27 protein-coding genes are annotated in these 26,556 nt (G+C 40.3%); 1 reads left to right on the top strand and 26 read right to left on the bottom strand.

Annotated elements, in window-relative coordinates:
• The first annotated feature begins 80 nt into the window (after nt 1-80).
• Nucleotides 81-848: a DeoR/GlpR family DNA-binding transcription regulator gene (locus tag QM956_RS03800; protein ID WP_042901030.1), complete on the top strand. Its 768-nt coding sequence runs from the start codon at nt 81-83 to the stop codon at nt 846-848.
• Between the two features lie 104 nt (nt 849-952).
• On the opposite strand, the gene QM956_RS03795 is transcribed toward QM956_RS03800, so the two are convergent.
• The 26 genes from QM956_RS03795 to QM956_RS03670 form a co-directional block, all read right to left on the bottom strand.
• On the bottom strand, nt 953-1,210 hold the full coding sequence (locus tag QM956_RS03795) for a DUF3884 family protein (protein WP_000471578.1): 258 nt from the start codon (nt 1,208-1,210) through the stop codon (nt 953-955).
• A gap of 41 nt (nt 1,211-1,251) precedes the next feature.
• Nucleotides 1,252-2,658, bottom strand: a complete 1,407-nt coding sequence (gene lacG, locus QM956_RS03790; RefSeq protein ID WP_261020177.1) for a 6-phospho-beta-galactosidase — start codon at nt 2,656-2,658, stop codon at nt 1,252-1,254.
• Between the two features lie 462 nt (nt 2,659-3,120).
• Nucleotides 3,121-4,812, bottom strand: a complete 1,692-nt coding sequence (locus QM956_RS03785; RefSeq protein WP_261020176.1) for a lactose-specific PTS transporter subunit EIIC — start codon at nt 4,810-4,812, stop codon at nt 3,121-3,123.
• Nucleotides 4,812-5,129, bottom strand: a complete 318-nt coding sequence (locus tag QM956_RS03780; RefSeq protein WP_125386555.1) for a PTS lactose/cellobiose transporter subunit IIA — start codon at nt 5,127-5,129, stop codon at nt 4,812-4,814. The genes QM956_RS03785 and QM956_RS03780 overlap by 1 nt, the downstream gene beginning before the upstream one ends.
• Before the next feature lie 35 nt (nt 5,130-5,164).
• Nucleotides 5,165-6,001 (bottom strand): PRD domain-containing protein, encoded by an 837-nt coding sequence (locus tag QM956_RS03775; RefSeq protein WP_414302241.1) that lies wholly within the window; start codon nt 5,999-6,001, stop codon nt 5,165-5,167.
• A gap of 223 nt (nt 6,002-6,224) precedes the next feature.
• Nucleotides 6,225-7,205, bottom strand: coding sequence for a tagatose-bisphosphate aldolase (gene lacD, locus QM956_RS03770; protein ID WP_414302240.1), 981 nt, complete (start codon nt 7,203-7,205; stop codon nt 6,225-6,227).
• A 1-nt stretch (nt 7,206) separates the two neighbouring features.
• Nucleotides 7,207-8,136, bottom strand: a complete 930-nt coding sequence (locus tag QM956_RS03765) for a tagatose-6-phosphate kinase (RefSeq protein WP_261073379.1) — start codon at nt 8,134-8,136, stop codon at nt 7,207-7,209.
• Nucleotides 8,137-8,146: 10 nt separating this feature from the next.
• Entirely contained in the window at nt 8,147-8,662 is a 516-nt protein-coding gene (gene lacB, locus QM956_RS03760; RefSeq protein WP_001216910.1) for a galactose-6-phosphate isomerase subunit LacB, read from the bottom strand.
• Nucleotides 8,663-8,810: 148 nt separating this feature from the next.
• On the bottom strand, nt 8,811-9,236 hold the full coding sequence (gene lacA, locus QM956_RS03755) for a galactose-6-phosphate isomerase subunit LacA (RefSeq protein ID WP_000029277.1): 426 nt from the start codon (nt 9,234-9,236) through the stop codon (nt 8,811-8,813).
• A 286-nt stretch (nt 9,237-9,522) separates the two neighbouring features.
• Complete coding sequence (locus QM956_RS03750) at nt 9,523-10,419, bottom strand: aldose 1-epimerase family protein (protein WP_203180657.1); 897 nt, start codon at nt 10,417-10,419, stop codon at nt 9,523-9,525.
• A gap of 100 nt (nt 10,420-10,519) precedes the next feature.
• Nucleotides 10,520-11,995, bottom strand: a complete 1,476-nt coding sequence (locus QM956_RS03745; RefSeq protein WP_084924488.1) for a PTS galactitol transporter subunit IIC — start codon at nt 11,993-11,995, stop codon at nt 10,520-10,522.
• A 47-nt stretch (nt 11,996-12,042) separates the two neighbouring features.
• A complete protein-coding gene (locus QM956_RS03740; RefSeq protein WP_000590547.1) occupies nt 12,043-12,348 on the bottom strand; it encodes a PTS sugar transporter subunit IIB in 306 nt (101 codons plus the stop codon).
• A gap of 38 nt (nt 12,349-12,386) precedes the next feature.
• On the bottom strand, nt 12,387-12,863 hold the full coding sequence (locus tag QM956_RS03735) for a PTS sugar transporter subunit IIA (RefSeq protein WP_000521974.1): 477 nt from the start codon (nt 12,861-12,863) through the stop codon (nt 12,387-12,389).
• Nucleotides 12,864-13,124: 261 nt separating this feature from the next.
• Nucleotides 13,125-14,948, bottom strand: coding sequence for a translation elongation factor 4 (gene lepA, locus QM956_RS03730; protein ID WP_001047205.1), 1,824 nt, complete (start codon nt 14,946-14,948; stop codon nt 13,125-13,127).
• A gap of 78 nt (nt 14,949-15,026) precedes the next feature.
• The gene (locus QM956_RS03725; RefSeq protein ID WP_153198870.1) at nt 15,027-15,755 is read right to left on the bottom strand and encodes a metallophosphoesterase family protein; all 729 of its coding nucleotides are present in this window, start codon (nt 15,753-15,755) and stop codon (nt 15,027-15,029) included.
• Between the two features lies 1 nt (nt 15,756).
• Complete coding sequence (gene recN / locus QM956_RS03720) at nt 15,757-17,424, bottom strand: DNA repair protein RecN (protein ID WP_261184574.1); 1,668 nt, start codon at nt 17,422-17,424, stop codon at nt 15,757-15,759.
• Between the two features lie 6 nt (nt 17,425-17,430).
• Complete coding sequence (locus QM956_RS03715; protein ID WP_020900686.1) at nt 17,431-17,862, bottom strand: arginine repressor; 432 nt, start codon at nt 17,860-17,862, stop codon at nt 17,431-17,433.
• Nucleotides 17,855-18,670, bottom strand: coding sequence for a TlyA family RNA methyltransferase (locus QM956_RS03710; RefSeq protein ID WP_414302239.1), 816 nt, complete (start codon nt 18,668-18,670; stop codon nt 17,855-17,857). The genes QM956_RS03715 and QM956_RS03710 overlap by 8 nt, the downstream gene beginning before the upstream one ends.
• Complete coding sequence (locus tag QM956_RS03705) at nt 18,663-19,538, bottom strand: polyprenyl synthetase family protein (protein WP_000743797.1); 876 nt, start codon at nt 19,536-19,538, stop codon at nt 18,663-18,665. The genes QM956_RS03710 and QM956_RS03705 overlap by 8 nt, the downstream gene beginning before the upstream one ends.
• The gene (locus QM956_RS03700; RefSeq protein ID WP_000043226.1) at nt 19,535-19,747 is read right to left on the bottom strand and encodes an exodeoxyribonuclease VII small subunit; all 213 of its coding nucleotides are present in this window, start codon (nt 19,745-19,747) and stop codon (nt 19,535-19,537) included. The genes QM956_RS03705 and QM956_RS03700 overlap by 4 nt, the downstream gene beginning before the upstream one ends.
• Nucleotides 19,725-21,065 (bottom strand): exodeoxyribonuclease VII large subunit, encoded by a 1,341-nt coding sequence (xseA, locus tag QM956_RS03695; protein WP_414302238.1) that lies wholly within the window; start codon nt 21,063-21,065, stop codon nt 19,725-19,727. Before xseA ends, QM956_RS03700 begins: the two co-directional genes overlap by 23 nt.
• A gap of 127 nt (nt 21,066-21,192) precedes the next feature.
• Complete coding sequence (gene udk / locus QM956_RS03690) at nt 21,193-21,831, bottom strand: uridine kinase (protein ID WP_001181376.1); 639 nt, start codon at nt 21,829-21,831, stop codon at nt 21,193-21,195.
• A 110-nt stretch (nt 21,832-21,941) separates the two neighbouring features.
• Nucleotides 21,942-22,820 carry a tRNA pseudouridine(55) synthase TruB gene (gene truB, locus QM956_RS03685; RefSeq protein ID WP_261020250.1) on the bottom strand — a complete coding sequence of 293 codons (879 nt, stop codon included), beginning with the start codon at nt 22,818-22,820 and terminating at the stop codon, nt 21,942-21,944.
• Between the two features lie 11 nt (nt 22,821-22,831).
• Nucleotides 22,832-24,106 carry a DUF2130 domain-containing protein gene (locus QM956_RS03680; protein ID WP_261020160.1) on the bottom strand — a complete coding sequence of 425 codons (1,275 nt, stop codon included), beginning with the start codon at nt 24,104-24,106 and terminating at the stop codon, nt 22,832-22,834.
• A 95-nt stretch (nt 24,107-24,201) separates the two neighbouring features.
• Nucleotides 24,202-25,482: an O-acetylhomoserine aminocarboxypropyltransferase/cysteine synthase family protein gene (locus QM956_RS03675; protein WP_261022122.1), complete on the bottom strand. Its 1,281-nt coding sequence runs from the start codon at nt 25,480-25,482 to the stop codon at nt 24,202-24,204.
• 145 nt (nt 25,483-25,627) lie between these two features.
• Entirely contained in the window at nt 25,628-26,425 is a 798-nt protein-coding gene (locus QM956_RS03670; protein ID WP_414302237.1) for a formate/nitrite transporter family protein, read from the bottom strand.
• Between the last annotated feature and the right edge of the window lie 131 nt (nt 26,426-26,556).

Here is a 26,556-nt window from a genome sequence, read left to right as displayed (position 1 = left end):
GTTTTTGTTTTCTTTTGTTTTTTAAATTGATTGATTGAACACTTTATGATAAAATAGTAATAGAAATAGAGGTGATAACGATGTTAAAGCAGGAAAAACTAGATAATATTCTAGAAACGGTAAATACAAAGGGAACTATTACTGTAAAAGAAATCATGGCTCGCTTAGATGTATCAGATATGACTGCTAGACGCTACTTGCAAGAGTTGGCAGACAAGGATTTACTTGTTCGGGTGCACGGGGGAGCTGAAAAAATTCGCACAGGCTCCATTTTAAACAATGAACGTTCCAATATCGAGAAACAAAGCTTACAAATCGCAGAAAAACAAGAAATTAGCCGTTTTGCAGGCCATTTAATTGATGAGGGTGAAACTATTTTTATCGGACCTGGTACGACCTTAGAATCTTTTGCCCGTGAACTTCCAATTGATAATATTCGTGTTGTAACAAACAGTTTACCAGTATTTCTCATCCTAAACGAACGAAAACTAACAGATTTGATTTTAATTGGTGGAAACTACCGCTCTATCACTGGAGCCTTTGTGGGAACACTAACCTTACAAAATCTAGCCAATCTCCAATTTTCTAAAGCCTTCGTTAGCTGTAATGGTATTAAAGACAATGCGATTGCGACCTTTAGTGAAGAGGAAGGTGAATCCCAACGCATCGCCCTCAACAATTCCAATAAAAAATACTTACTAGCTGACAATAGTAAGTTCAATAAATTTGATTTTTATACCTTCTACAATATCTCTGATATTGATACCATCGTTTCAGACTCTAAACTGAGCAAAGAAACCTTCGATCAACTTTCAAAACAAACAAAAATTATTCTTTCTAAACCATAAAACTGAGGATTGATAAAATATAAAATGCGTCATATCAAGAAAATAAGAATCTTGATATGACGCATTTTTTGATGAAGATTTTTAAAAAGAGTTTCCTAGATTCTTTATGATTGCTGAAACGGCATAAAATCTGAATCAAAGGAGATATTATCCCGTTCTTCAGGACTGATAAAATTTAAAAAGATATTTTTAAATTCTTCCAGCTCATAGTCTGAATGGCAAATCCATTCTTTACCGGTAGAGACATACCATTTCCCAAGTTTTTTCAGCTCCTCATTAGTCAAACAAGGTATTTGAGAACATTTATCAAAATTGATGATATAAACTTTTTCATAAATTGATTGGATAAAATCTTTGAACATCTTTTGCCTCACAAGAATTCTATATCTAATTACTAATTCTACTAGTCTATAATCTGACTTTCCGCTACTTTCTTGTACCAGTGAGCTGATTTCTTAGTATAACGTTCTTGAGTTTCAAAGTCTACATAGAAGAGACCGTAGCGTTTTTCATAACCGTTTGACCATGAGAAGACATCCATTAATGACCAGATGAAGTATCCTTTGACGTTTGCACCATCAGCAATAGCATCAGACAAGACTTCCAAGTGTTGTTTCACATAATCAATACGACCATCATCGTAAACAGTGTTATCGACGAACTCATCTTTATAACCAAGTCCATTTTCAGTGATGTAAATCTTCTTGTAGTTAGGATAATCTTTCTTCACACGCATGATTTGGTCATACAAACCTTGAGGGTAGATAATCCAATCCCAATCCGTACGTGGTACATAGTCAGGAGCTACACGACGACCAACACCTTTGATTTGGTATTTAGAGCTTCCTTTCTCACCCTTACCATTATGGATAATTTCAGTTTCTCCATCAAATGCTTCCATCCAGTCACTCATATAGTAATTGATTCCAAGGAAGTCGTTCAAGTCTTTCGCAGCTTCTAATGCTGTGAAATCTTCTTCACGAAGATCCAAACTACCACCATTGACTGATAAGATATGGTTGACACCTTCCATCGTTTCAGCTGAATAGCGACCTAGATAAGTTGCATCCAAGATAAATTTATTGTGAATAATATCTTCCAACTCTGCTGCACGAACATCTGCTTGATTTTTAGGATCTAAAGGATACTTGGTTGGCAGGGCATGAACAACACCAATTTCACCTTTATAACCTTTATCTTTATATAGCTTGACTGCACGCGCATGAGAAACCATCATATTGTGGTGCGATTGGAAAACTTTGGCAAGGTCGTACTGAATACCTGGAGGGAATTTTCCAACCAAGTATTGACCATCACCAATTGGCCCAATTTCATTAAAGGTTGTCCAATAGTTTACTTCTGGGAATTCTTCAAAACAGAAGGCAGCGTAGTCTACAAAGTGTTCAATATTTTCACGGTTTAAGAAGTCTCCATTTGAGTGGAGAGCTTCTGGCGTATCAAAGTGATGAAGAGTTACAAAAGGCTCAACATGACGTTTGTGACACTCTGCAAATAGATTATGATAAAATTCAACACCTTTAGCATTTACTTGGCCGTAACCAGTCGGGAAAATACGTGACCAGGCAATAGAAATTCGAATACCATTGACACCATACTCTTCTGCTAGCTTGAGGTCAACTGGGTATCGATTGTAAAAATCACTGGCTGGTTCGGCAGTGTACCAGTAGTTATCTTCAAGATACTTATCCCACGCAACTGGTCCTTTACCATCAGTATGTGTAGCACCTTCTGCTTGATAGGCAGCTGTTGCGCCACCGAAAATAAAGTCTTTTGGTAATGTTTTTGTCATTTTTTTCACCTATTTCTTGATTTAAATAAAGTAAAAGTGAGAGGAGAGGAGTCAGTGAGCCATCCTTCTCCATCTCACTTCTTGTACCAAGTCACCGAATTGTAACATGAGGAGGTAAAAACGATAGCTTTTTACCGACGAATTAATAAGGCGATTAGGAAATTTGCCATAGCGATTGCCGTAACGATAGGAGACTATTTCATAGTCCCTATCGTTAATCGAATTGTGACATGAGAAGGTAAAAACGATATCTTTTTACCGACGAATTAATAAGGCGATTAGGAAATTCGCCATAGCGATTGCCGTAACGATAGGAGACTATTTCATAGTCCCTATTATTAATCGAATTGTGACATGAGGAGGTAAAAACGATAGCTTTTTACCGACGAATTAACAAGGCGATTAGGAAATTCGCCATAGCGATTGCCGTAACGATAGGAGACTGTTTCACAGTCCCTATCGTTAATCGAATTGAGCTTGTACGAATGCAAGAGCACCTTTTCCATCACGAGTTAATTTGATGTATTGAGCGCCTTCTGTTTTCGCTAGTTTAATACCGAGCTTATCTGTTTCTGCTTTCATGTCTTCAAAGTTTGAAGCAACTTGAGGGGCAAGGATAACAAGATCAAACTCTGGCAACATTTCACGGTGAGCACCATAGCCACCTGCTGCTGCTTTCACAGGAACATTGTATTCTGCAGCTGCCTTATTCAAAGCATTCGCAAGAAGTCCACTTGTCCCTCCACCTGCACAGAGAACGAGGACATTTGTTTCTTCAGTGATTGTATTTTGTGCTGCTTCTACACCAGCTTTTTCAAGAATAGCATCTGCTTTTGCAGTGTTGAAGTTTGCGGCAACTTTTTCTTTCAATTCATCATTAGATTTACCTGAACGCTCTTCTTCAAGAATTTGTTCATCATATACTTTAAGGAATGGATAGTAAATGACTACGTCAACCACGATTAGAAGGGCAGCAAGAATGAATGATAGAACTTGGAAGTTCGTACCAAGAACTAGACCTAGTGGAGCTGGAGTTGTCCATGGTAGATTAGCAGTAAATGAGTTCATTCCAAGTGTTTCAATAAAGAATTTGAAGATCCAAACGTTTGCGATTGGAGCAAAGATAAATGGAATGAAGAAGATTGGGTTTAATACAAGTGGTGCACCAAACAAGATTGGTTCATTTACACCAAAGAATGTTGGGACTACTGAAGCACGACCGATTGCACGGTTACGTTTAGATTTTGTTAACCACATGAACATGAATGGAACAACCAGTGTCGCACCAGTACCACCCATGGTAACGATAAACATTTGTGTACCAGAAGTAAGAATCTTGTCAGCGTGCATACCTTGTTGGAGAAGGTTCAAGTTGACTTCGGCATTGGCATAGGTAATAGCTGCGATAGCAGGCTCAACGATAGATGGACCATGAATCCCAACAAACCAGAAGAAGGCAAAAGCACCAAAGATAATGGTAATACCAAGGTATCCATCTGCTGCTGAGAAGAGTGGTGCGAAGAATTTACCGATTGATTCTGCCACACTTGCACCAACAAAATGACGAGCTAGTAAGTCAAGAGCATAAAGTGAAACAACTGAGAGAGTGAATGGAATCACATCTTTAAAGACTTGTGAGATATTTGGTGGAACTTCGTCAGGCATGCGAATAGTGACATTGTTCTTAACACAAATCTTATAGATAGCTACGGTAACAAAGGCAGCAAGGAAGGCTGAAAGCAAACCTTTTGTCCCCAAGAATCCAGTAGCTAGACCATTTTCGATAGGATCAGCTGCTAACATCAACAAACCAACAATCGCTGCTAACAGTGTTGACATATAGTTGATTTGATTGGTTTTCTCCATGCTACGGTTTACTGAGTCAGTCAATGACTTAGCTGTTGTACCAGCTACCAAGAGAGCCAGAATACCCATAGAATAGCTATAAGGTTTCATCAGAAAGGCTACAACTTCATCAGACCATTTAAAGCCCCATGAGTTTGGTACAAAGGCAATCAAGATAAAGATACTTGAGAAGAGAATAACAGGCATACCTGCAATGAAACCATCACGAATAGCACGAAGATAGATATTACGAGATAGTTTCTCAAAGAAAGGCTTTCCTTTCTCGATAAATGCAATTAATTTATTCATTACTTAACTCCTCTCTTGTAGAGTTCAATTAAATGATGCATCAAATCTTTTAACAAAATAGTTGTCATCAAGTGGTCTTGGCCATGCATCATGGTTACACTATAGGCCAAATCCTCGCCAGCTGCTTCCTTAGTCAACAGACTTGTTTGAGCGTGGTGAGCTTCAGCAATGCAAGAACCAGCTTCCTCTACCAAAGTGTCCGCTTTCGCAAAATCGCCAGCTTCAGCAGCCTTCAAGGCTTCCAATAGTTTTGAACGAGCATCGCCAGCATAGGCTACGATTTCAAAACCTAACAATGTTACTTCTTCTCTATTCATGATAGAATTCTCCTTATATAGTTTTAATTAAATTTTTATGACAATAAACGTTGGATATGTAGAACTAGATAAACACGTTCACTTTTATACAAATCAAGACCCGTATGTTGCGTAATCACATCATAGATCTTGGAACCAATCTCGAACGCTTTTGGATAGGATCGTTTGATATGGTCTTCCATATCCAGAAGCGATTGGTTATCATCTCTAGAGCGGTCTAAATAATCCAAGAAATAATTCAAATGTATCATAAAGCGATCATAGAAATGATTATTCTTTTTGGTTCGTTGAATTGCATAGTCCTTTAGCACTTCTTCAACATTGCTGAGAATTTCTTTCCTCTTATCAATCGACTCAACCACTTGGACTTCATTCTCACCCTCAGCATTGATGAAATGATAAGCAATCCGAATAATTTCATCCTCAGGAAAATGATCCGCTAGCTTCTGACGGTAAATTTCAAATGCTTCATTTGCGATTTGAAAAGCGACAGGATACTTAGTGGAAATATCTGGCAGATTACTATCCTTGTACCTTCCTTGTGCTAGAGCTTGGTAAGAACAGTAAATATGATCTGTCAAGGTTACGTAGAGATACTCTTGAATCGGATAATGATATTTCTTTGATAGCTTATCAATGATTTCATAAGTCACTGTGATAAAATCAAGCGGAACATCTTTGAGGAGAGCCATAAAGTTTTCTCTTGACTCTTCGGTCTTCATCCGAAAGATTTTCTCCACCTGATGTTCAGCAATCAAATCCCCCTTCTTTTTCCCAAATGCAATCCCCTTACCAATCACAATCACTTCTTCTCCTTTATCATTTCTGACAAGCGAGACATTGTGATTCATTGGATTTAGAATTCGATACATGTCAACCTCCTTTTAAATCTTAAAGGTATATTAGTACAAAAAATGACCACAAATGAACTAGAAAATCAGCCGATTTCTAATTCACCTGTGATCATGCCTAATATTACTTAGTAACACTCACCTTGTATTAATTTGTGATTTAAGTATAGCACAAGTAGGTTGTTTTGTAAACCTTTACATGAAACTTTTTTTAGATTCATGTTCCTAACCCAGGAGGACTTGCTTACACGCGTTCTTTCCATGAAGTCGCTGTTGTTTGAAGGACTTTATTAAGCTCATCAATATTTTCAAAACCAGTTGTGCGAAGCCATTCACGTGCTGCTTCTTCACCATCTTTGATGTAAGCTTCAACTGATCCAGCCCATGTAGCACGGCCACAAAGAACTCCATTGAAGTTTGCACCTGATTCATGAGCAAATACAAGAGTATCTTGGAAGAGTTTAGCTGATACACCAGCACTCAAGTAGATGTATGGCAAGTTAGTTGCTTCATCTTGTGCTTTGAAGAAGGCTGCTGCTTCTTCACGTGTATAAACTACTTCACCTTCAGCAAAGCCTTCAACATATTTAATGTTAACAGGAACTTCTACTTTCAAGATATCAATGTTAAAGCGTGGGTCTGAGAAGACTTTCATAGCACCAATAACTTTGTGTGGTTTTACTTTCGCATATTCTACAGAACCTGCGTCCGCAATTTTTTCATCGTAAGCAAGGATTTCAAGGAAGAATGGGATATCTTCAGCCACACACTCAGAACCGATACGTTCGATGTAAGCTTGTTTTTCTTGGTTGAGTTCGTCTGAGCTATCTACATCATAGTAAAGCAAGAATTTAACTGCATCTGCACCTTCTTCTTTAATACGTTTTGCAGACCAAACATCCAAGCAGTCTGGCAAGCGTTTTGTGCTTGTTGTGTCATAACCTGTTTTTTCATAAGCAAGGAGAAGACCTGCTTTTTCATCAAGAGCTTTAGTTGCTGGAAGTCCATACTCAGGGTCAAGAAGCATTGATGAAGCGTATTTAGTCAATTCATCTGCTACCAAGACTTTAAGTTCTTCCATTTGAGCCACAGTTGGTTCTTCTGTTTGGTGTTGAGCCATGAGGCGTTTCAAAGCACCACGTTGGTCAAATGCAAGAGCTGAGATGATACCATTTTCATCAGAAAGTTTTTCTAAGCGTGCACGTTTTTGTTCTGTTAAAGCCATTTTATACCTCTTTTACTATTAATTGATCATATAGAGCTTGATAGTTGGCCATGTTGACATGACCAGTCATTTTTTCTTGAGCATTGAGCATACCAAGGACATTTGCCTTGATGAGTAATTCTGCATCCGATTCTTTATGAAGAAGTCCTGAAGAAATTCCTGCTACAGTAGAATCTCCAGATCCGACAGGGTTGACTACCTGAATTCTAGGAATATCTACCTTGTAGAAAGTATCGCCATGTTTGGCAAAGGCACCGTTGGCACCAAGTGAAACAATAATCCATTCAATCCCTGCAAACAAAGGTTCTTGAAGTACTTCTTTTAATTCATCCAAATCCTCAGAAACTTCTCTTCCAAGAAGCTGAGATAATTCCTCATTATTTGGTTTGATGACTGTTGGTTTATGTGGTGATTCAAGAACCGACTGAAGTGCTGCACCAGAGCAGTCCAAGACAACAGGCTTGCCAGCTTGATTAGCAAGTTCTACCAAGTTCGCATAGTAATCAACTGGAAGACCAGCTGGCAGACTACCTGAGATAGCTACTACTTCAACTGACTCCAAGAGTTTTTTGAAATGTTCCAAAAAATCTTGACCTTCTTGTTCCAATACTTCAGGACCTTTTTCAAGGACTTCTGTTTGGTTGTCTCCGTGAAGAATAGCGATACAGTTACGAGTTTCTCCCTGAATAGAAAAGAAATCTTTCTTAACATTATCATCAATATTTTCAACTAAGAACTCGCCAAGTTTGCCACCAACTAAACCAGTAGCAAGAACAGAATCCCCAAATTCTGAAAGTACTCGGGTAACATTGAGTCCCTTACCACCAGCCGTTTTGGTTACATCCACCACACGATTGACAGTATCAATCTTCAACTCATCCAAGGGATAGGAAATATCAATGGATGGGTTCATTGTGACTGTTAAAATCATAAGTCACCTCTTAATCGTGGTATTCTCCGCGATCCCATTTTTCAAGGAATTCAGTGAAGAAGTTTGCGTCTGTTTGTTGAGCATTGTGACTTTCAAGGTGTTCAATTTTCGCAATCAATTTTTTGTTTTCTTCAGATGGTTTGTATTCAGCATGGATGAAAGCTTCGATGATATCACACATGAGCAATTCACCAGTAATCTTACCACCAAAACCGATAACGTTAGCGTTCAATTGCTCTTTAGCATAAAGAGCTGTTGTCATATCACGAACCAAGGCAGAACGGACACCTGGAACTTTATTTACAGCGTTGTTGATACCAACACCAGTACCACAGATACATACCCCAAGATCAGCTTGACCGCTAGTTACAGCTTCCCCTACTTTTTTACCAAAGATTGGGTAGTGAGTACGTGTATGGTCATATGTACCAAAGTCAATGACTTCATATCCTTTTGATTTCAAAAATTCTGAAACCGCCATTTTTTCATCTGTTACGATGTGGTCACATCCAATTGCAATTCTCATTAGTTATTCCCTCCGATTAATTATATAAATCTAATATCATTTATCCTTACTCAAGAAAAATCAAGATTAGCTTAGGAAGCGAGCTGCGAGCATAACTGAGGTTAGCTAAAGTGAGCTGACGACAGATTATCTTGATTTTTGAAGCGTATTAGCACATTTTGTTCAACATATCGACCCTGATTTGGTGACGTCCACCATCGTATTTACCGTTAACAAATCCTTTAGCGATGTTTTTAGCCAATTCATCACCGACAAGTTGTGCACCCATAGTGATCATACGTGAGTTGTTGTGACCACGAGTCATATAAGCTGAACGTTCGTCAGATACTTCTGCAGCAACCATTCCTTTGATCTTAGTTGCGACCATAAATGGACCAGCTCCATAAGCATCAATCACGATACCAAGGTTTTGTTCTTCTTTGTTTACTTCTGCAGCAACAGCAAGAGTCACATCAACAAAGTCTTGACCTTCAGCTGTAACATCCACAACGTGGAAGTTTTCTTTTTCCAAGAAGTCTTTCACAACTTCTTTCAATCTCAAACCTGCAGCATCTGCACCGATAACAATAGACATATTGTATACTCCTTTTTATTTTTCTAGGCTAGTAAAACCTTTTATATTTAGCAGTTTACCTACAAAAAGTTTTCTAGCAGTTTATTGACAAATTGGATTGAATGAGATGAATGACACCTTATTCAAGTTTAGGAAATCAGTTTCCTAGAAATAATCTTTCTCTACGAAAGAGAATATAACAAGTGATTGTTTGTTTGTGACAAACATCATTTGTTGCTTACAAACATAATATACTCCTATTTCTTAAAAAAGTCAACAATTAATGTTTGTTTTTGTGTTTTTTTAATTAAAAAATTTCGATATCAAAACCAATTTGATCCACTTGACCAGGTTCTAGGAGACGAACATTCTTCTTATCTTCTAGATGATCTCCTTCTTCAAGGGATGTTGACAAGCCAGACCATGGTTCAAAAGCAATGAAAGGTCCTTTATTCAAAGTTGACCATATAATGAGGTTTGGAAACTCTGCAAAACGAACTTTCAATCCCTTATCATGTTTACGAGAACGAAGGGCAATTGTTCTAGATTGCAATTCATCTAAGGTGACTGCATCAGTGCTGAAAAGATCATAGCTGAGGTCTAATTCTTTTTGACCTTCTAGCCATGGACTTCTATCTTGAAAATCAAGCATACCTGTTTCTGGGAAAGGACGTGGAACAGAGCAAGTCTCTTCTTTTTCAAACTCTAGATAATAATCTTCATAGACTTCATCATCAAGCAGAGGACAATTAAATCCTGGATGTCCACCAATAAAGTAAGGCATGACCTTGCTAATTTCTTTATTAAATATTTTGTATTGAGTCCGTACTGTCTTTCCAGTAAGGATATAAGTGATTTCTAAGCGGAAATGATAAGGGTAGTTCTGATAGCTATTCTCATCGTCTTCAATTGCAAAAGTTACACTATTATCTGTCTGTTCAACTAATTCAAATTCTTTCTTACGAACCAAACCATGACGAGGAATCTTTCCTTTGATTTCTTGTCCATTATCATCTATATAAAGTGCTGTATCCTCTCTCAATGAACCACAAATGGGGAAGAGAACAGGAGCTTGTCCACTCCAATAAGTAGCATCTCCTTGCCACAAATACTCAACTCCCTCGGCATCTTTTATAGAAGAAAGAGCCCCACCAAAACTGTTAAATTCAACTCTTAATTGTTCTGATTTTAATTCAATTACCATTATTTTCTCCGATTTCTTGATAGTTTATAAAAAACTAGGCTGTCACTCCTAATGGATGTCGACAACCTAGCTTTAACAATTTACATTTTATAGGAGCGCATTATTTTGCTTTTGCTGCGTACTCTTCGTTACGTTTGATCATTTGTTTTCTGTACCATGCAAAGATACCGATATAGAATACAAGGAAGACTACAGCACCAAGGATTGCTTTGATATCACCAGTTGTAGTGTTACCAATTGTCCAACCAAGAAGTTTTTCGATTGGTCCTTCAAGAGTTGAGTGAGTAATCAATTGAGTTTGGCTCACACCTTCTGGGAATGCACCTACACCTTTAGCAAGTTCTGTTGCAAATGGAGCGATAAGTGTACCTGAAAGAAGGAAGAGTGGCAACAAGAGTGTTCCGAAGATAATCATACGGAGCAATTTACCACGTGTTACAACCAAGAGAGCTGGAGTAACACCCATAGCGATGATACCTGCAAGTGGCAAGATACCATTTCCGACGTTTGAAAGAAGCACAGCTTCAACCAACATGATTGGTGCAAGTACGTTTGCACAAGCCCAAACTTCAGCACGACCAGCGATGAAAGGCCAGTCAAGACCGATGTTGAATTTACGTCCTTGAAGACGTTTAGTAGCAACGTTTGTAATACCTTGTGAAAGTGGCTCTACGGCAGCGATGAACCATGAACCGATAAGTGAGAAGAGTTCCAAAGACACACCAGCTGTCAAACCAAGAGACAACCAACCTTTAATAACTAATTGCCAGTTTGCTGCATCTTCTACGCCAGCAACTGGATGTGGAGTACCCATCAAACCGATAACGATACCAAGGATGAAACCGATGAAGAATTTAGATCCCCAGAAACCGATTTTCTTGTTCAATTTAGCAGCATCAAAGTCATATTTATCAAGACCTGGGAAGAATTTTTCAAAAATCTTATCCAAAACCATGATAACTGGGTTCATCATGTAGTTCATGTGAGTTGAAGTCATTGGTGATGAACTTGGTGCGTTAAGAAGGTCATCAAATGTAGGTTTCATCAAATCAGAGTTGATGATTTTAAGAACACCTACAAGGACAACTGCTGCAGTGGCGATGAAGAGTGAAACCCCTTGGCTTACACCGTTGTTGTCTGCATACCATTTAATCAAAAGACCTGTGATAGACAAGTGCCAGATATCGAAGATATCAACGTCAAGTGTATCAGTTTTCTTCATAGCAAGCATCACTACGTTGACAATCAACATGATGAGCAAGAAGTAAAGTGTCCAAGCAGATCCCCAAGTGATTGTAGCAAGTGGTGCCCAACCAACGTCAGTGATGTTCAATTGAATACCAGTATTTTCAACGAATTTTGCAAGTGATGCTGAGAAAGCACCATTCAGCATACCGATGATAGCACCGATACCAGTAAGAGCGATGGCAAGTTTGATACCACCTTCAAGTGCTTTGGAGAATTTCACTCCAAAAAGTAGAGCCAATACTGTCAAAATGATCAGCATGATGATTGGCCCACCCATATCCAAGATAGGTTTGAACAGCTTATTGGCTAGTTCGATAATGACATCCATAATAGTTCCTCCCTTTTTATAGTTATATGAATGTTAACAAATTAAAATTAGCTTAACCCGTGTTCTTTGATAGCTGCTTCAATATTATCAAATACTGGAGCACTCATTGCTGGGATACGGAATAAGATTGGTCCAGCTTCGATAACTGGAATACCTGGGTCAAAACCAAGATCTGTTGCAGCAATTGGTGTAAAAATGTCATAACCTTTGATAAGGTCTTCATTAACGTCTTTTACCATAACTGCATCACAGTGAACATCAAAACCGCGGTTTGAAAGTTCTTCTTCAAGAGCACTTTTAATTTGGTGGCTTGAGTTAACACCTGCACCGCAGGCAGCAAGAATTTTAATCATATGGATTTCCTCCGATTTAATATTTTTAATAGACAAGATTAAGCAATTGCTTCAGCAATATAAGCATAGAGGGCTTCTGGTTCAGAAATTTTTGATAGGTCTTCAAGATGACCATTTCCAGTAAAGAAGTCCATCAACTGAGCAAGAATGTTCGTTTGGCTTGAACTTGAGTTATTAATGATAAAGAAGAGCAAGGATACTTCTACTTCCTTATCTGGCGCAATCATATTGTGGAAAGTCACTGGTTTTTCTAATCGAACGACCACAACTTTTTCGGCTAGATTATGAACAATATCTGTATGAGGAATAGCCACATTCGGCAAATCCTTACCCAAAAATTCCATATCTAAGCCAGTTGGAAATGACTTTTCACGCGTGATCAAGGCTTCACGATAAGTTGGAGTTACAATTTCTCGTTCTTCCAATAAAGTTGCAACCTGATCAAAGAGATGTTCTTGATTATCCGCTTCTAAGCAAAACACAAGGTTTTTGTCAAAGAAATGATCTAATCCCATAAGGTTTTCCCTTCTTTCCATTAACTTTATGCTATAAGTATAACACTATATGAAACCGTTGTCAATATTTTTTGTTGTTTTTTGTCCTTTTTTTGATTATTTTGTTTATTTTTTATCTTTACAATCAAAACAAACATTTAAAACAAACACTTTGGATGATTTAATCCTATTATAAATGCAAAAAAACAGGCCTATTTAAGCCTGTTTTACTATTGATTCTTATGTAAATTTCCTGTGAACAAGAAAAATAATTATGTTAACTTATTCTTCATCCATACTCAAGACGCTGAGGAAGGCTTCTTGTGGAACTTCTACTGATCCAATAGCTTTCATGCGCTTCTTACCAGCTTTTTGTTTTTCAAGTAGTTTACGTTTACGAGAAACGTCACCACCATAACATTTAGCAAGTACGTTCTTACGAAGGGCCTTGATATCAGTACGAGCCACAATCTTGTGTCCAATAGCTGCTTGAATTGGCACCTCAAATTGTTGGCGAGGGATAATTTTCTTAAGTTTATCAACGATGAGTTTTCCTCGTTCGTAAGCAAAATCCTTGTGTACGATAAAGCTAAGGGCATCCACCTTGTCTCCATTGAGAAGGATATCCATTTTCACTAGCTTAGATGGGCGGTACTCTGACAATTCATAGTCAAAGCTTGCATAACCGCGAGTTGAAGACTTAAGCTTATCAAAGAAGTCAAAGACGATTTCAGCCAGTGGAATTTGATAGATAACATTGACACGGTTATCATCGATATAATCCATCGTCACAAAGTCCCCACGCTTGCGCTGAGCTAGCTCCATCACTGCTCCAACAAACTCTTGCGGTACCATGATTTGCGCTTTAACATATGGCTCCTCAATGGTCGCAATCTTAGTTGGGTCTGGGAACTCAGATGGGTTAGACACATCCATAGACTCGCCGTCGGTCAAGTTGACCTTATAGATAACAGATGGAGCTGTCATGATGAGGTCAATGTTGAACTCACGTTCCAAACGCTCTTGGATAACATCCATATGGAGAAGTCCAAGGAAACCACAACGGAAACCAAATCCAAGTGCCTGAGATGTTTCTGGTTCAAATTGGAGACTAGCATCATTCAGTTGCAATTTTTCAAGGGCTTCACGTAGGTCATTGTACTTGTTTGACTCGATAGGATATAGACCCGCAAAGACCATAGGATTCATCTGCTTGTAACCATGTAATGGCTCTGCCGCAGGATTGGTTGCCAAGGTAACGGTATCACCCACACGCGTATCCTGAACCGTCTTAATAGAAGCTGCAATATAACCAACGTCACCAGTCGCAAGAAAATCACGACCAACTGCTTTGGGTGTAAAAATACCGACTTCTGTCACATCGAAGGTCTTGCCATTGCTCATAAGCTGAATCTTATCGCCAGGTTTGACCACCCCATCCATGACACGCACTTGGAGGATAACCCCACGGTAAGCATCGTAAACAGAGTCGAAAATCAAAGCCTTAAGAGGCGCCGTCACATCACCCGTTGGTGCTGGTACATTTTCTACGATTTGCTCAAGAATTTCTTCAATACCGATTCCAGCCTTGGCAGAAGCCAAAACTGCTTCACTAGCATCCAAACCAATGACATCTTCAATCTCTCTACGCACGCGCTCAGGGTCTGCTGCTGGCAGGTCAATTTTATTAATGACTGGCATGATTTCCAAATCATTGTCCAAGGCCAGATAAACATTGGCAAGGGTTTGGGCCTCAATCCCTTGGGCAGCATCGACGACCAAAATAGCTCCCTCACAGGCAGCTAGCGAACGTGAAACTTCATAGGTAAAGTCTACGTGCCCCGGCGTGTCAATCAAGTGGAAAATATAAGTTTCCCCATCTTTTGCAGTATAATTCAGCTCGATAGCATTGAGTTTAATGGTAATCCCGCGTTCACGCTCAAGGTCCATACTATCCAGAAGTTGTGCCTGCATTTCACGACTGGAAACCGTCTCTGTTTTTTCCAAAATGCGGTCTGCTAGAGTCGATTTTCCATGGTCAATATGGGCGATAATAGAGAAGTTCCGGATCTTCTCCTGTCGTTTTTTCAATTCTTCTAAGTTCATGATTCTCTTCCTTTCAGGGTATCTATTTATTATAAATTGTTTTTGACATTTTGACAAGACCATACCCTGCTAGGAGTACTAATCTTCAGCAACAAAGCCGTCATTTTCAATAAAGTGGTGTTCTGTCATTCCTTGGTCTGTAAAGACAATTCCATGAAGGACACCACCATAGACAGCTCCTCCATCCATTCCAATCTTGCCATCTTCTGTAGTCCAAAGCTCAGCTGTACCTCGCTCTTGCTTTAACAAACCATAAACCGGTGTATGGCCAAAGACAATGGTTTTTCCAGTATGATTTTCGGCTTCGTGGAATGGTTTTCTAAGCCAGACTTTTTTATAATCTGTGGTTTCATGCCAGTCGTCCAAGGTCAAATCAATACCTGCGTGAACAAAGATATACTTATCTGTCTCTACCACAAATGGTATTTGACGAATAAATTCGACCAAATCTGCCGCTTCAGTAGCAACACGCTTGGCATCCTCAACTCCATCAACTGGTGCATCCAAGGGACGACCTAGGATAGAGTTAATGGTTGTATCTCCACCATTGCGACGATAATGGTCATAACTTTCTTCTGGGTCATCTAGCCAAGTCAAAAACATATACTCGTGGTTTCCTGACAAACAGATCGCCCCTTGATTGTCCACTAAGTCCTTAACCATCTCTAGGACACGGCGACTATCTTCACCACGGTCAATCAAGTCCCCCAGAAAGAGTAACTGGGTCTGACCATCCCAAGTTTTAAGAAGGTCTTCTAGCATCCCAGCTTTTCCGTGAACATCTCCAATTACATAATAGTCAGTCATCTTATTTCTCCCTGTTTCTCAACAATTCTCTGGCTTGCGTCAGGGCTGCTTCCGTCACATCATCACCTGCCAGCATCTTGGCAACTTCCTCCACTCGCTCTTCGACCGTCAAGAGACGAACAGTCGAAACCGTTGAATGGTCATTGCTAATCTTCTCAATAAAGAATTGATAATCCGCAATCGCAATCACTTGTGGTAAATGGGAAATAGCCAGAACCTGACCATGCTGACCAATCTTGTGAATCTTCTGCGCGATAGCCTGAGCTACACGACCTGAAACTCCTGTATCCACTTCATCAAAGACAATACTTGTCTTGCCTTCTTTACGTGAAAAGGCGGACTTAATGGCTAGCATGAGACGAGATAATTCCCCACCAGACGCAACCTTAACCAAGGGTTTAAAGTCTTCGCCAGGGTTGGTTGAAATGTAAAACTCAACCATTTCATTTCCCTCACGACTGAATTTTCCCTTGCTAAAACGAACCTGAAATTGGGCTTTTTCCATATAGAGGTCTTGCAGTTCTTGTTTAATCTCTGCTTCTAGCTGCTGAGCCAAGTCATGACGAGCAGAGGCAAGCTGACCTGCCAAATCGACAAGATTAACTTCCAATTTCTTGAGCTCTGCTTCCATGTCCTCAGATGAAAGATTATTGCCTGTCAAGAGATTGTATTCTTCTGTAATCTTAGCAAAATAAAGCAAAACATCGTCTACAGTCCCACCATACTTACGAGTAATAGTATGAAGGAGGTCCAAACGATTCTCGACCTGCATGAGGCGATTGCCATCAAAATCAAGATCCTCAATGATTGCTTCCAAACGTTTGCTAATGTCTTCTAAGACATAGTAGGTCTCAGACAGTGAGCTTGAAATTTCACGGTAATCAGGATCATACTCTTCGACACTTTCCATGTCATTCATAGCTGAACGAACATTAGCTAGACTTGAAAAATCTTCATTGTCCAACATACTATAGGCATTGGTCAGCGTATCCGCAATATTTTTATGGTTGAGGAGTTTATCCCGCTCTTGATTAAGAGCAAGGTCTTCTCCAGCTTGCAAATTAGCCGCCTCAATCTCTGCCATTTGAAATTCCAACATTTCGATACGAGCCTTGTGTTCCTGTTGATTTTTCTTGACTTCCAGAACCTGCTTGCGCATTTTTCGATAAGCATCAAAACTCGTTTGATAGGTTTCTTTCAATGCCCAAAATGCTACGTCACCAAATTCATCCAACATCTGGATATGCAGTTGAGGACGCATTAACTCCTCTTGGTCATGCTGACCATGAATATCTACCAGATGTTGCCCAATAGCGCGTAAAACAGACAGATTGACCATCTGGCCATTCACACGGCTGATACTACGACCATTTTGCAGAATTTCCCGACGAATGATAATCTCATCACCCAATTCTAAACCTTGCTCATCAAAAATTTCCTGTAAAAGGCGACTATTCTCAACTGAGAAAAGCCCCTCTATCTCTGCCTTTGGCGCACCATGACGAATAACATCTGTCGTCGCACGAGCTCCCAACATCATATTCATGGCATCAATAATAATCGACTTCCCTGCACCCGTTTCACCAGTCAGGACAGTCATCCCCTTTTCAAAATTGAGGGAAATAGCCTCAATAATGGCAAAGTTTTTTATCGAAATTTCAAGTAACATATAGACCTACCAATTTTTTACTTGTTCAAAGATTTCCTCAGCTAGACTTTCACTTCTTGCAATGACTAAAATCGAGCTATCATCAGCTAAACAGCTAAAAATCTTGTCAGCAAAAGTCTCAATTAACTGAGCTTTTACAAAAGCTGTATTTCCTGGAATAACTTGGAGATTAATCATCTTATCCATCAATTCAGCCGATTCGATATTGTCTTCAGCCAGTTGCAAACTTTTTACGATTGATTTTGGCAATTCATAGACATAGGTGTTGTCTCTCAAAGGAATTTTGACAATACCCAGTTCTTTGATATCTCGGGATACCGTCGCCTGAGTGGCAGTGATTCCTGCTTCTTTCAAATGTTCTACAATTTCTTCTTGTGTACCGATTTGATAATCTGTCACAAATCGTCTAATTTTTTCAAGTCTCTCTTTTTTATTCATTTTTAAATTGACTATGCGCCCTCTCTACTACTTCTTCAATTTCAGCAAGAACCTGGTTACTTGCTGACTCTTCTTTTTTCAAATACGCTAAAAATTCAATATTGCCATGACCACCTTGGATGGGAGAAAAGTCCAAACCAAGAACTGAAAATCCTTCCTCTACTGCCATAGCTGTGACAGATTCAAGGACATTTTGATGAACTTTAGCATCACGAATAATTCCATTTTTCCCAATTTGCTCACGTCCTGCTTCAAATTGGGGCTTAACCAGAGCAACGACCTGACCTTGAGCTGCCAAGACTCGATGCAAGGCCGGAAGAATCAGACTGAGGGAAATGAAACTCACGTCAATACTGGCAAAAATCGGCTCCTGCTCGAAATCAGTCTTTTCAGCATAGCGGAAATTGAACTGCTCCATGCTAACAACTCGTGGGTCTTGGCGTAATTTCCAAGCCAACTGATTGGTACCAACATCAACTGCAAAGACCAACTCAGCACCATTCTGTAGCATAACATCGGTAAAGCCTCCAGTAGAAGCACCGATATCAATCGTTGTTACCCCTTCTACTGACAAATCAAAGACCTGCAAGGCCTTCTCCAGTTTCAAGCCACCACGACTGACATACTTGAGTTTCTCCCCCTTGAGTTTTAGCTCGGTGTCATCTGGAATTTTCTCTCCTGGCTTGTCAAACCGTTCTCCATTAAGAACTGCTACGACTAGGCCAGCCATTACACCACGCTTGGCCTGCTCTCTCGTTTCAAACAAGCCCTGTTTATAAGCTAGTACATCCACTCTTTCCTTAGCCATTGATTCTCAAACTTTCTACTACTTTTACAATCGATTCTGTTTCAAAAGGAACCTGCTGGGCAATGTCTTCTAATTTGGCATTAGCTTGATCCAGTGTTTGGTTACAAAAGGCAATAGCCTCTTCCAAGCCCAACAAGGCTGGATAGGTTGACTTTTCTGCCTGCAAGTCCTTTTGCGGTGTCTTGCCGATTTCCTCAAAACTAGCTGTCACATCTAGCACATCGTCTCTGACCTGAAAAGCAAGCCCAATCAATTCACCTACAGTTTTCAGCTTTGCCTGCATCTCAGGTGCCAATTCGGCTATAATAGCAGCTGCTTGGAAGGGATAAGCTAATAGTTTTCCAGTCTTATTGGCATGAATGGTCTGAAGTTCTTCCAAAGCCAAATGCTGATGTTCACCCTCCATGTCCAAAACCTGGCCTGCTACCATGCCCAGACTTCCTGAAGCAAGAGATAAGTTGGCAATCAAGTCTACCTTGATCTGACTTGGCAAATCTGCCTGCGCAATCAAGGCGTAAGGATCTAGGAACAAGGCATCTCCTGCCAAAATTGCCATAGCTTCACCGAATTTCTTATGGTTGGTCAAACGCCCTCGACGGTAATCATCATCATCCATGGCAGGAAGATCATCGTGAATCAAGCTCCCTGTATGAATCATTTCCAAGGCCGCAGCCACCTGCGCGTGAGCCGGTTTAATAGCGACCTGCAAGGCTTCCAGAACTTCTAACAAGAGAAAAGGCCGAATACGCTTGCCACCAGCATGAATGGAATAGAGAACAGACTCTCGCAAACTAGAGGCAAACTGCTGGTCTCCATAAAAGTCTTCCAAGGCCGACTCGACAAGAGCTAATTTTTCTTGCTTTTTCATTCAAAATCACTTTCTGTTCCGTCTTCTTGCATAACCTTGACCAAGGTCTTTTCAGCCTTGTCTAGCGTAGCTTGGAGCTCTTTTGACAAGACCATGCCCTTTTGAAAGGCAGCAATCGCATCTTCCAGAGCAATTTCACCATTTTCCAAACTTTGGACAATGGTCTCCAGTTCTGCTAGATTTTCCTCAAATTTCTTTTGTTTTGACATCTTTAACCTCTAATTCTACTTGACCATCCCGCATCAAAAGCGTCACTTGGTCTTTTTTCTTCAAATTTTCAACCGAATCTACAACTAACTCTTCTTTTTTGACAATAGCATAACCTCGCGCCACAATTCGGCTCGTATCCAACATCAGAAGTGCTTCTGAAAGTCTCTTAACCTCAGCAACCTTGGCATCATAAACCAGAGCCATTTGGTTACGTAGGAGCTTGTCCAACTGGCTTAAGCGGTCTTGATAGCGTTGGATTTTGGTAACAGGTGATAATTGGACTAGTCGATGCGTCCTTGTTTGGACTAGCTGTTTGTTATCAGAAATCTGTGTTCGTAGACTTTGTTTTAAGCGCAGTTGCAGTTGATCCAAGCGTTGCAAATAGCCATCATACAAGCGCTCTGGCTGTCTAAAGATAACAGACTGACTGCATTTTTTCAAAGCTTCTTGTTTCTTAGATAGGACATTTCGGACTGCTGTTGCCATCCGTTTTTCTTGATTTTGCAAATGAGACAATACATCCAACTTGGTCACAGGTGTTGCCAATTCAGCTGCAGCTGTTGGAGTCGCAGCCCTTCTATCTGCCACAAAATCCGCCAAGGTCACATCTGTCTCATGCCCCACACTAGAAATAATTGGCAAACGAGATTCAAAAATAGCCCGTACCACAATTTCTTCGTTAAAGGCCCAGAGATCCTCGATGGAACCACCACCACGACCAATAATGAGCAAATTCAAATCGTCCCGTTGATTGGCACGCGCAATATTTCTAGCAATTTCTTCCGCAGAACCCTCACCTTGAACCTTAGTTGGATAAAGTAGGATATCGACACCTGGAAATCGCCTGCTGACGGTCGTGATAATATCTCGAATAACGGCTCCACTGCGACTGGTTACTACACCAATTCTCTTAGAAAATTGGGGCAGAGGTTGCTTGAAGCGTTCTTGAAACAGGCCTTCTTCTGTCAATTTTTTCTTGAGTTGTTCAAACTGAATCGCAAGCGCTCCAACCCCATCAGGCTCTGCCTTTTCAATGATAATGGAGTAGCTTCCACTTGGTTCATAGACCTGCACACGCCCAATCACATTGATCTTCATCCCTTCTTCCAGGTCGAAGCCTAATTTCTGATAAATCCCAGACCAGATGGTCGCTTGAATAACTGCATGGTCATCCTTTAGGGAGAAATATTGGTGAGTAGGTCGTTTACGAAAGTTGGAAACTTGACCAGTTAAATAGACCCGTTCCAAATAAGGGTCTTTATCGAATTTCATTTTCAGATACTTGGTCAAAGTTGTTACCGATAAATACTTTTCCATCTCCACCTACTATTCATTTTCTTGCTTTTCCATGGGTATTATTATACCAAAAATATGCCTAAAAATCTCCATTTATGTACCATTATGAGGGAAAAATAGAAAAAGGAGGCAAGGCCTCCACATCTGATTATTTGCTGTTTCGAGCTTCTTCCAAAATCTTTGCAATCTTGGTCGTCAAAAGGTCAATAGCAACTGTATTGCTGACTCCCTCAGGAATGACGATATCAGCATAACGCTTGGTTGGCTCGATAAACTGGTGATACATTGGTTTAACCACACCTAAGTACTGGTCAATAACGCTATCAAGGCTACGGCCACGCTCCTCCATATCACGCTTGATACGACGAATAATGCGCACATCGTCATCCGTATCCACAAAAATCTTGATATCCATCAAATCGCGCAGGCGCTTGTCCTCCAAGACCAAAATCCCCTCAACGATAAAGACATCTTGAGGCTCCTGACGATAGGTCTTGCTGCTTCGTGTATGTTCTGTATAGTCATAAGTCGGGATATCCACCGGACGCCCTGCCAACAATTCTTTAATCTGCTCGATCATCAAATCTGTATCAAAAGCAAAAGGATGGTCATAGTTGGTTTTGACACGCTCTTCAAAGGTCAAGTGAGACTGATCCTTATAGTATGAATCATGCTCAATCATGGAAATCTTTTCATCAGGGAAATGCGATAAAATGGCTCTTGAAACACTGGTCTTACCACCACCAGAACCACCTGTCACTCCGATAATGATTGGTCTATTTTGCATGCTATCCTCCGTTTTTTTATCCGTCGTCTATTCTATCACATTTTTTGCAAAATTTATAGTCTGATTTGGATAGTCTAGGGGAAGAATTCCATCCCCACACTCCAGTTAGATTAGATAAAAACCTTCCTTGGCTTGTAGAGATTGTCCCGTTTTTCTAGAATGGCTAGCAATGTATCGCCTTCAAAGGCAGCCAATTCTTGGTCTGTTTGGTCTATCTCGATAAAACGACCAAAGCGCACTTCTGTAGCCTGTTCTGGGGATAGGAAAACTTTGACAAGGTCGCCTGTCCCAATCTCTAGAGGATGGAGAAAGTCCAATTGGCCAGCCTCCACTTTTTCAGCAATTTCTTCCAAGGTAAGAGCATCTTCTAGTTGAAAACCTGCTGCACTAGTACGTGTTAGGTGTGACATATGAGCCGTATAACCAAGCTTCTCTCCCAAGTCAACCGATAATGTACGAATATAGGTTCCCTTGCTACATTTTACACGAAAAGTAAATCGTGCAAGATGACCCTCATAAGAAATCGGACTTGTCCGCTCAAATTGATAAATAGTCACCTGACGTTCTGGTCGTTCCACTTCCTGACCAGCACGCGCATACTCATAGAGCTTGCGACCATTGACCTTGACTGCCGAATACATAGGCGGAATCTGAATAATAGGTCCTGTCAGACTGGCGATTGCTTCATCAACAAGCTTTTCATCCAATGGCGATAAAACAGGTGTCTCTGCGACCACTTCCCCACTGGCATCCTCAGTCGTCGTGGAATAGCCCAGAGTGATTTCCCCCTCATAGACCTTGCCCTCGTCCTGCATAAACTCGACCATGCGTGTCGCCTTGCCAACCGCAATGGGCAAAACACCCACCACATCCGGATCCAAGGTCCCACCATGACCAATCTTCTTGGTTCCCAAAATCTTACGCAGTTTAAAAACTGCATCATGCGAGGTCATTCCCGCTTCTTTTCTTAAGTTGATAATACCGTTCATATATTTCTTTCTCACTCTCCTTTCAGAGCTTCAAACTTAGCTTTCATAGTTGGATTTTTACGGGTCAATTTTTTGACGGAAACATCTTCCAATTTGTTGTTTGCAAGGCGAAGTTGGTTTTCAGATGTGGTTAGGAATTTCTTGACCTCTTCCATGCGTTTGATGGCCTTGTCAATTTCATCGATAGCTTTGCCAAAGTTAGTCGAAGCTGAGTTATAGTTCTTAGCAAAGGCTAGTTTAAAGGCATCTAAGTCTTCTTCAAAATGCGTAATGTCAATATTTTGCTCACGCACCAAGGCCAGCTCCTGCTTGTATTTTAGGGAATTTAGCGCCGCATTACGTAAGAGCCCAATCAACTGGATAAAGAATTGAGGACGAACCACATACATCTTTTCATACTCGTGGCTGACGTCAACAATCCCTGTGTTAAAGTAGTCGTTATCAGCTTCAAGCATGGTCACCAAAACGGCATACTCACAGTTCTTCTCCCGACGGTCCTTGTCTAATTCCTTGTAAAAATCTGCATTCTTGTGCTTCTTCTCTGTTCCATCTGCTTCATTTTTCATCTCAAACATAATGGAGATAATCTCTACTCCATTTTCATCACATTCACGGAAGATAAAGTCTCCTTTAGAACCACGCGCAGAAACCTTGTTATCCTTCTCAAAGTAAGCATTTGGAAAGGCAAAACTACGGACCTTGTTAAACTCACTCTCTGCGTAGTGTTCCAGACTTTCCCCGATAGCTTTTGTAGATTGTTGGGCTTTGAAATTCTTATAAAATTCGACTTGTTCACTGGCTGCTTTGAGCTGGGCTTCATAGTTTTGTTTAACTGAAGCAAGAGAGAGTTCGTTTTCTTTTTCTTGCAAGAGAAGCTGATTTTTAACCTGGTCTCGTTCTTTTTCTAGGTCAGAGAGGGTCTTCTGTAGTTGATTTTCATGCTCTAAACGCAAGGTGACCAATTGGTTTTCCAAAGCCTGTACTTCCTTGTCCTTAGCCAATAAGGCCTGATGGCTTGTCTGTTCAACCTCTTTCTTGGCCAATTCTTTTTCTGTATCAAAGTTTTGGATTTGACTCTGTAATTGCGCAATTTCTTGGTCTTTTTGAGCTAGTTTAGACTGTTGTTCATTCATGGCCTTTTGCTCAGCCAAGGCCAGTTCCTGCTTCATCCGGTCGTGCAATTCCTTATCAAACTCTGCCGTTCTCACTTGGGATAAAAGTTCAGCATACTGGCTCTCATTTACTGTAAAGACTTCCCCACAATTAGGACATTTGATTTCGTTCATATCGTTCCTCTTTCTAGACTTCTGTAACCATTATATCATGCCTAAGGGAAAATCAAAAACAGCGAGTCGAAACCCACTGTTTATCTTCTTTTTCTTTAAATTTTTTCCAAGGCCAAGCGCAAATCTTCAATCAAATCATCTACATTTTCAAGTCCGATAGACAAACGGATTTGGTTTGGTGTGACACCTGCTGCTTCTAAGTCTTTTTCTGACAATTGACCGTGAGTGGTTGTAGCTGGATGGACAACAAGCGATTTAGCATCTGCTACGTTTGCAAGATCAGAGAAGATTTCCAAATTATCAATTACCTTGCGTGCTTCTGCCTCCCCACCTTTGACATGGAAGGTAAAGATTGAGCCCACACCTTTTGGCAAGTATTTCTCAGCCAAGGCATGATAAGGACTGTCTGCAAGTTTTGGATAGTTTACCTTTTCTACCTTAGGATGGTTGACAAGGAAATCAACAATTTTCTCTGCATTTTGCACATGGCGTTCCACACGAAGTGAAAGAGTTTCAAGTCCTTGGAGCAAGAGGAAGGCATTAAATGGAGACAATGCCGCACCCGTATCACGAAGCAATTGAACACGGACAGCGATAATAAAGGCTACTGCACCCACATCACGAGTATAGCTCAAGTTATGATAACTTGGATCCTCGTCAACAAATTGAGGGAATTTCCCTGAAGCCGCCCAGTCAAAACGACCGCTATCGACAATCACTCCACCAATAGTCGTACCATGCCCACCGATAAACTTAGTCGCAGAGTGAATAGCAATATCTACACCGTGAGAAAAAACGTTAATCAAATAAGGTGTTGCAAAGGTATTATCTGAAACGAGTGGAATCTGATGCTTATGAGCAATCTCTGCCAATTTTTCCAAATCTGGAATGTTAATCAAGGGGTTGCCCAAGGTTTCAATCAAGACAAGCTTGGTATTGTCATTGATAGCTGCTTCTACTTCCTCCAAATTATCCACGTCCACAAAGGTTGTTGTGATACCATAACGAGGAAGGGTTTCTTTCAAGAGGTTGAAGGTCCCGCCGTAAATAGTTGATGCCGCTACTACATGATCACCAGCATGGGCAAGCGCCAAAATCGTATAAGTTACTGCGGCCATACCTGATGCTGTTGCAAGAGCTCCGACACCACCTTCCAGAGCTGCAATTCTTTCTTCAAAAGCAGCCGTTGTAGGATTTGTAATACGAGTATAGATGTTGCCTGGTTTTCTCAAGGCAAAAAGATCGGCACCTTCCTGCGTATCGTCAAAAACAAAAGATGTTGTTTGATAAATCGGTACTGCACGAGACTTGGTAGCTGGATCCACAACTTGACCAGCATGTAGTTGCAGAGTTTCAAATTTAAAATCACGAGTCATAAGGCGACCTCCATATAGTTTCATTAAGGATATTGTAGCACTATCAACCTATATTGACTAATACCTCTTTTCTATATTTTGATATAAGGAGCGACTATTACTTCTTACAAAATAAAAAAAGCACGACTCAATCGTGCTCATTTCCTTAATCTACATAAGTATCTTCGTTTTTATTGAGGAAGGCATATGGAAGACCCATCAAGAGACCTCCTCCGATAAAGTTCCCGATAAAGGTTACTCCCCAGTGACGGAGCATATTTCCAACACCGAAGTTAGCAATTGAATCAGCAGCAACACTGAATTTCACAATCGCGAAAGAAGCAAAGTTCGCCGCAATGTGCTCGTTTGTTAAGAATACAAACATGTAAATTGCTGACAACACAAGCCAAAGTTTGGCACCACCATCTTTGACCAAAACAAATGAAAGAATGGCAATGTTTACAAAGATATTGGCTAAAATACCTTCAAGTAAGACTAGCTCATTTGAACGGCCTAACTTCATCTCAACAACCCCCGAGATGAAACTATCGTGTGTCAGATGTGCATAGGCTGCTGAGTGAGCGAATCCCCAACCTGCTATCAAGGCTCCAATAAGGTTGAACAAGGTACAGTAAAGTAAAATCTCAGCTGTCTTTCTCCAAGAGATTTTTTTCAAGAAACTACCAGCAGTCAAAAACATCATGTTTGATGTTACCAACTCAGCATTCAAGAAAACAATGTAGGCCAAGCCCCAAGCAAAGACAAATGGGAAGAGAAAGCGTCCACTACCTGGCGCAATTTTATTAATCAAGTCAGCTCCGACTGCACCTGCAGCTGTACTGAAGGTTAAAAATGCACCTGCAAACATAGAACGAATTGCATACTTAAATTTGCTTCGGCTATAAAGACTTTCCTTCTTATTACAAGCAAATTCAATCTTTGAAATAAATTCTGAAGAAACCATAATAAACTCCTAAAATTTTTTTACCTGATAATTATATCACAAACTTTCGATTTTAGGAAACGTTTTCTGTATTTCATAACAGTTTATTTTGAAACTCAATCTATAAAAAAATCAGTAAAATCTAAGATTTT

Source organism: Streptococcus mitis, from assembly GCF_047460035.1.
GTDB lineage: Bacteria > Bacillota > Bacilli > Lactobacillales > Streptococcaceae > Streptococcus > Streptococcus mitis_DW.
Note: the sequence above shows the minus strand (reverse complement) of the source record. Positions and strands in the feature narration are given on the sequence as shown.

What these genes read in the sequence shown, in the direction of transcription:
- lacB (WP_001216910.1), bottom strand. Translation starts at nt 8,662, where the DNA reads ATGAGAATTGCAATTGGATGTGACCACATCGTAACAGATGAAAAAATG.
- lacD (WP_414302240.1), bottom strand. Translation starts at nt 7,205, where the DNA reads ATGGCTTTAACAGAACAAAAACGTGCACGCTTAGAAAAACTTTCTGAT.
- QM956_RS03715 (WP_020900686.1), bottom strand. Translation starts at nt 17,862, where the DNA reads ATGAATAAAAAAGAGAGACTTGAAAAAATTAGACGATTTGTGACAGAT.
- QM956_RS03785 (WP_261020176.1), bottom strand. Translation starts at nt 4,812, where the DNA reads ATGAATAAATTAATTGCATTTATCGAGAAAGGAAAGCCTTTCTTTGAG.
- QM956_RS03700 (WP_000043226.1), bottom strand. Translation starts at nt 19,747, where the DNA reads ATGTCAAAACAAAAGAAATTTGAGGAAAATCTAGCAGAACTGGAGACC.
- QM956_RS03765 (WP_261073379.1), bottom strand. Translation starts at nt 8,136, where the DNA reads ATGATTTTAACAGTCACAATGAACCCATCCATTGATATTTCCTATCCC.
- QM956_RS03680 (WP_261020160.1), bottom strand. Translation starts at nt 24,106, where the DNA reads ATGAACGAAATCAAATGTCCTAATTGTGGGGAAGTCTTTACAGTAAAT.
- lacA (WP_000029277.1), bottom strand. Translation starts at nt 9,236, where the DNA reads ATGTCTATTGTTATCGGTGCAGATGCTGCAGGTTTGAGATTGAAAGAA.
- QM956_RS03725 (WP_153198870.1), bottom strand. Translation starts at nt 15,755, where the DNA reads ATGACTGACTATTATGTAATTGGAGATGTTCACGGAAAAGCTGGGATG.
- udk (WP_001181376.1), bottom strand. Translation starts at nt 21,831, where the DNA reads ATGCAAAATAGACCAATCATTATCGGAGTGACAGGTGGTTCTGGTGGT.
- QM956_RS03710 (WP_414302239.1), bottom strand. Translation starts at nt 18,670, where the DNA reads ATGGCTAAGGAAAGAGTGGATGTACTAGCTTATAAACAGGGCTTGTTT.
- lacG (WP_261020177.1), bottom strand. Translation starts at nt 2,658, where the DNA reads ATGACAAAAACATTACCAAAAGACTTTATTTTCGGTGGCGCAACAGCT.
- xseA (WP_414302238.1), bottom strand. Translation starts at nt 21,065, where the DNA reads ATGGAAAAGTATTTATCGGTAACAACTTTGACCAAGTATCTGAAAATG.
- QM956_RS03740 (WP_000590547.1), bottom strand. Translation starts at nt 12,348, where the DNA reads ATGATTAAAATTCTTGCTGCCTGCGGTGCAGGTGTTAACTCAAGCCAC.
- QM956_RS03675 (WP_261022122.1), bottom strand. Translation starts at nt 25,482, where the DNA reads ATGACTCGTGATTTTAAATTTGAAACTCTGCAACTACATGCTGGTCAA.
- truB (WP_261020250.1), bottom strand. Translation starts at nt 22,820, where the DNA reads ATGAACGGTATTATCAACTTAAGAAAAGAAGCGGGAATGACCTCGCAT.
- recN (WP_261184574.1), bottom strand. Translation starts at nt 17,424, where the DNA reads ATGTTACTTGAAATTTCGATAAAAAACTTTGCCATTATTGAGGCTATT.
- QM956_RS03800 (WP_042901030.1), top strand. Translation starts at nt 81, where the DNA reads ATGTTAAAGCAGGAAAAACTAGATAATATTCTAGAAACGGTAAATACA.
- QM956_RS03735 (WP_000521974.1), bottom strand. Translation starts at nt 12,863, where the DNA reads ATGGGATTAGATCATTTCTTTGACAAAAACCTTGTGTTTTGCTTAGAA.
- QM956_RS03745 (WP_084924488.1), bottom strand. Translation starts at nt 11,995, where the DNA reads ATGGATGTCATTATCGAACTAGCCAATAAGCTGTTCAAACCTATCTTG.
- QM956_RS03775 (WP_414302241.1), bottom strand. Translation starts at nt 6,001, where the DNA reads ATGTATCGAATTCTAAATCCAATGAATCACAATGTCTCGCTTGTCAGA.
- QM956_RS03670 (WP_414302237.1), bottom strand. Translation starts at nt 26,425, where the DNA reads ATGGTTTCTTCAGAATTTATTTCAAAGATTGAATTTGCTTGTAATAAG.
- QM956_RS03780 (WP_125386555.1), bottom strand. Translation starts at nt 5,129, where the DNA reads ATGAATAGAGAAGAAGTAACATTGTTAGGTTTTGAAATCGTAGCCTAT.
- QM956_RS03705 (WP_000743797.1), bottom strand. Translation starts at nt 19,538, where the DNA reads ATGAAAAAGCAAGAAAAATTAGCTCTTGTCGAGTCGGCCTTGGAAGAC.
- lepA (WP_001047205.1), bottom strand. Translation starts at nt 14,948, where the DNA reads ATGAACTTAGAAGAATTGAAAAAACGACAGGAGAAGATCCGGAACTTC.
- QM956_RS03750 (WP_203180657.1), bottom strand. Translation starts at nt 10,419, where the DNA reads ATGGTAATTGAATTAAAATCAGAACAATTAAGAGTTGAATTTAACAGT.
- QM956_RS03795 (WP_000471578.1), bottom strand. Translation starts at nt 1,210, where the DNA reads ATGTTCAAAGATTTTATCCAATCAATTTATGAAAAAGTTTATATCATC.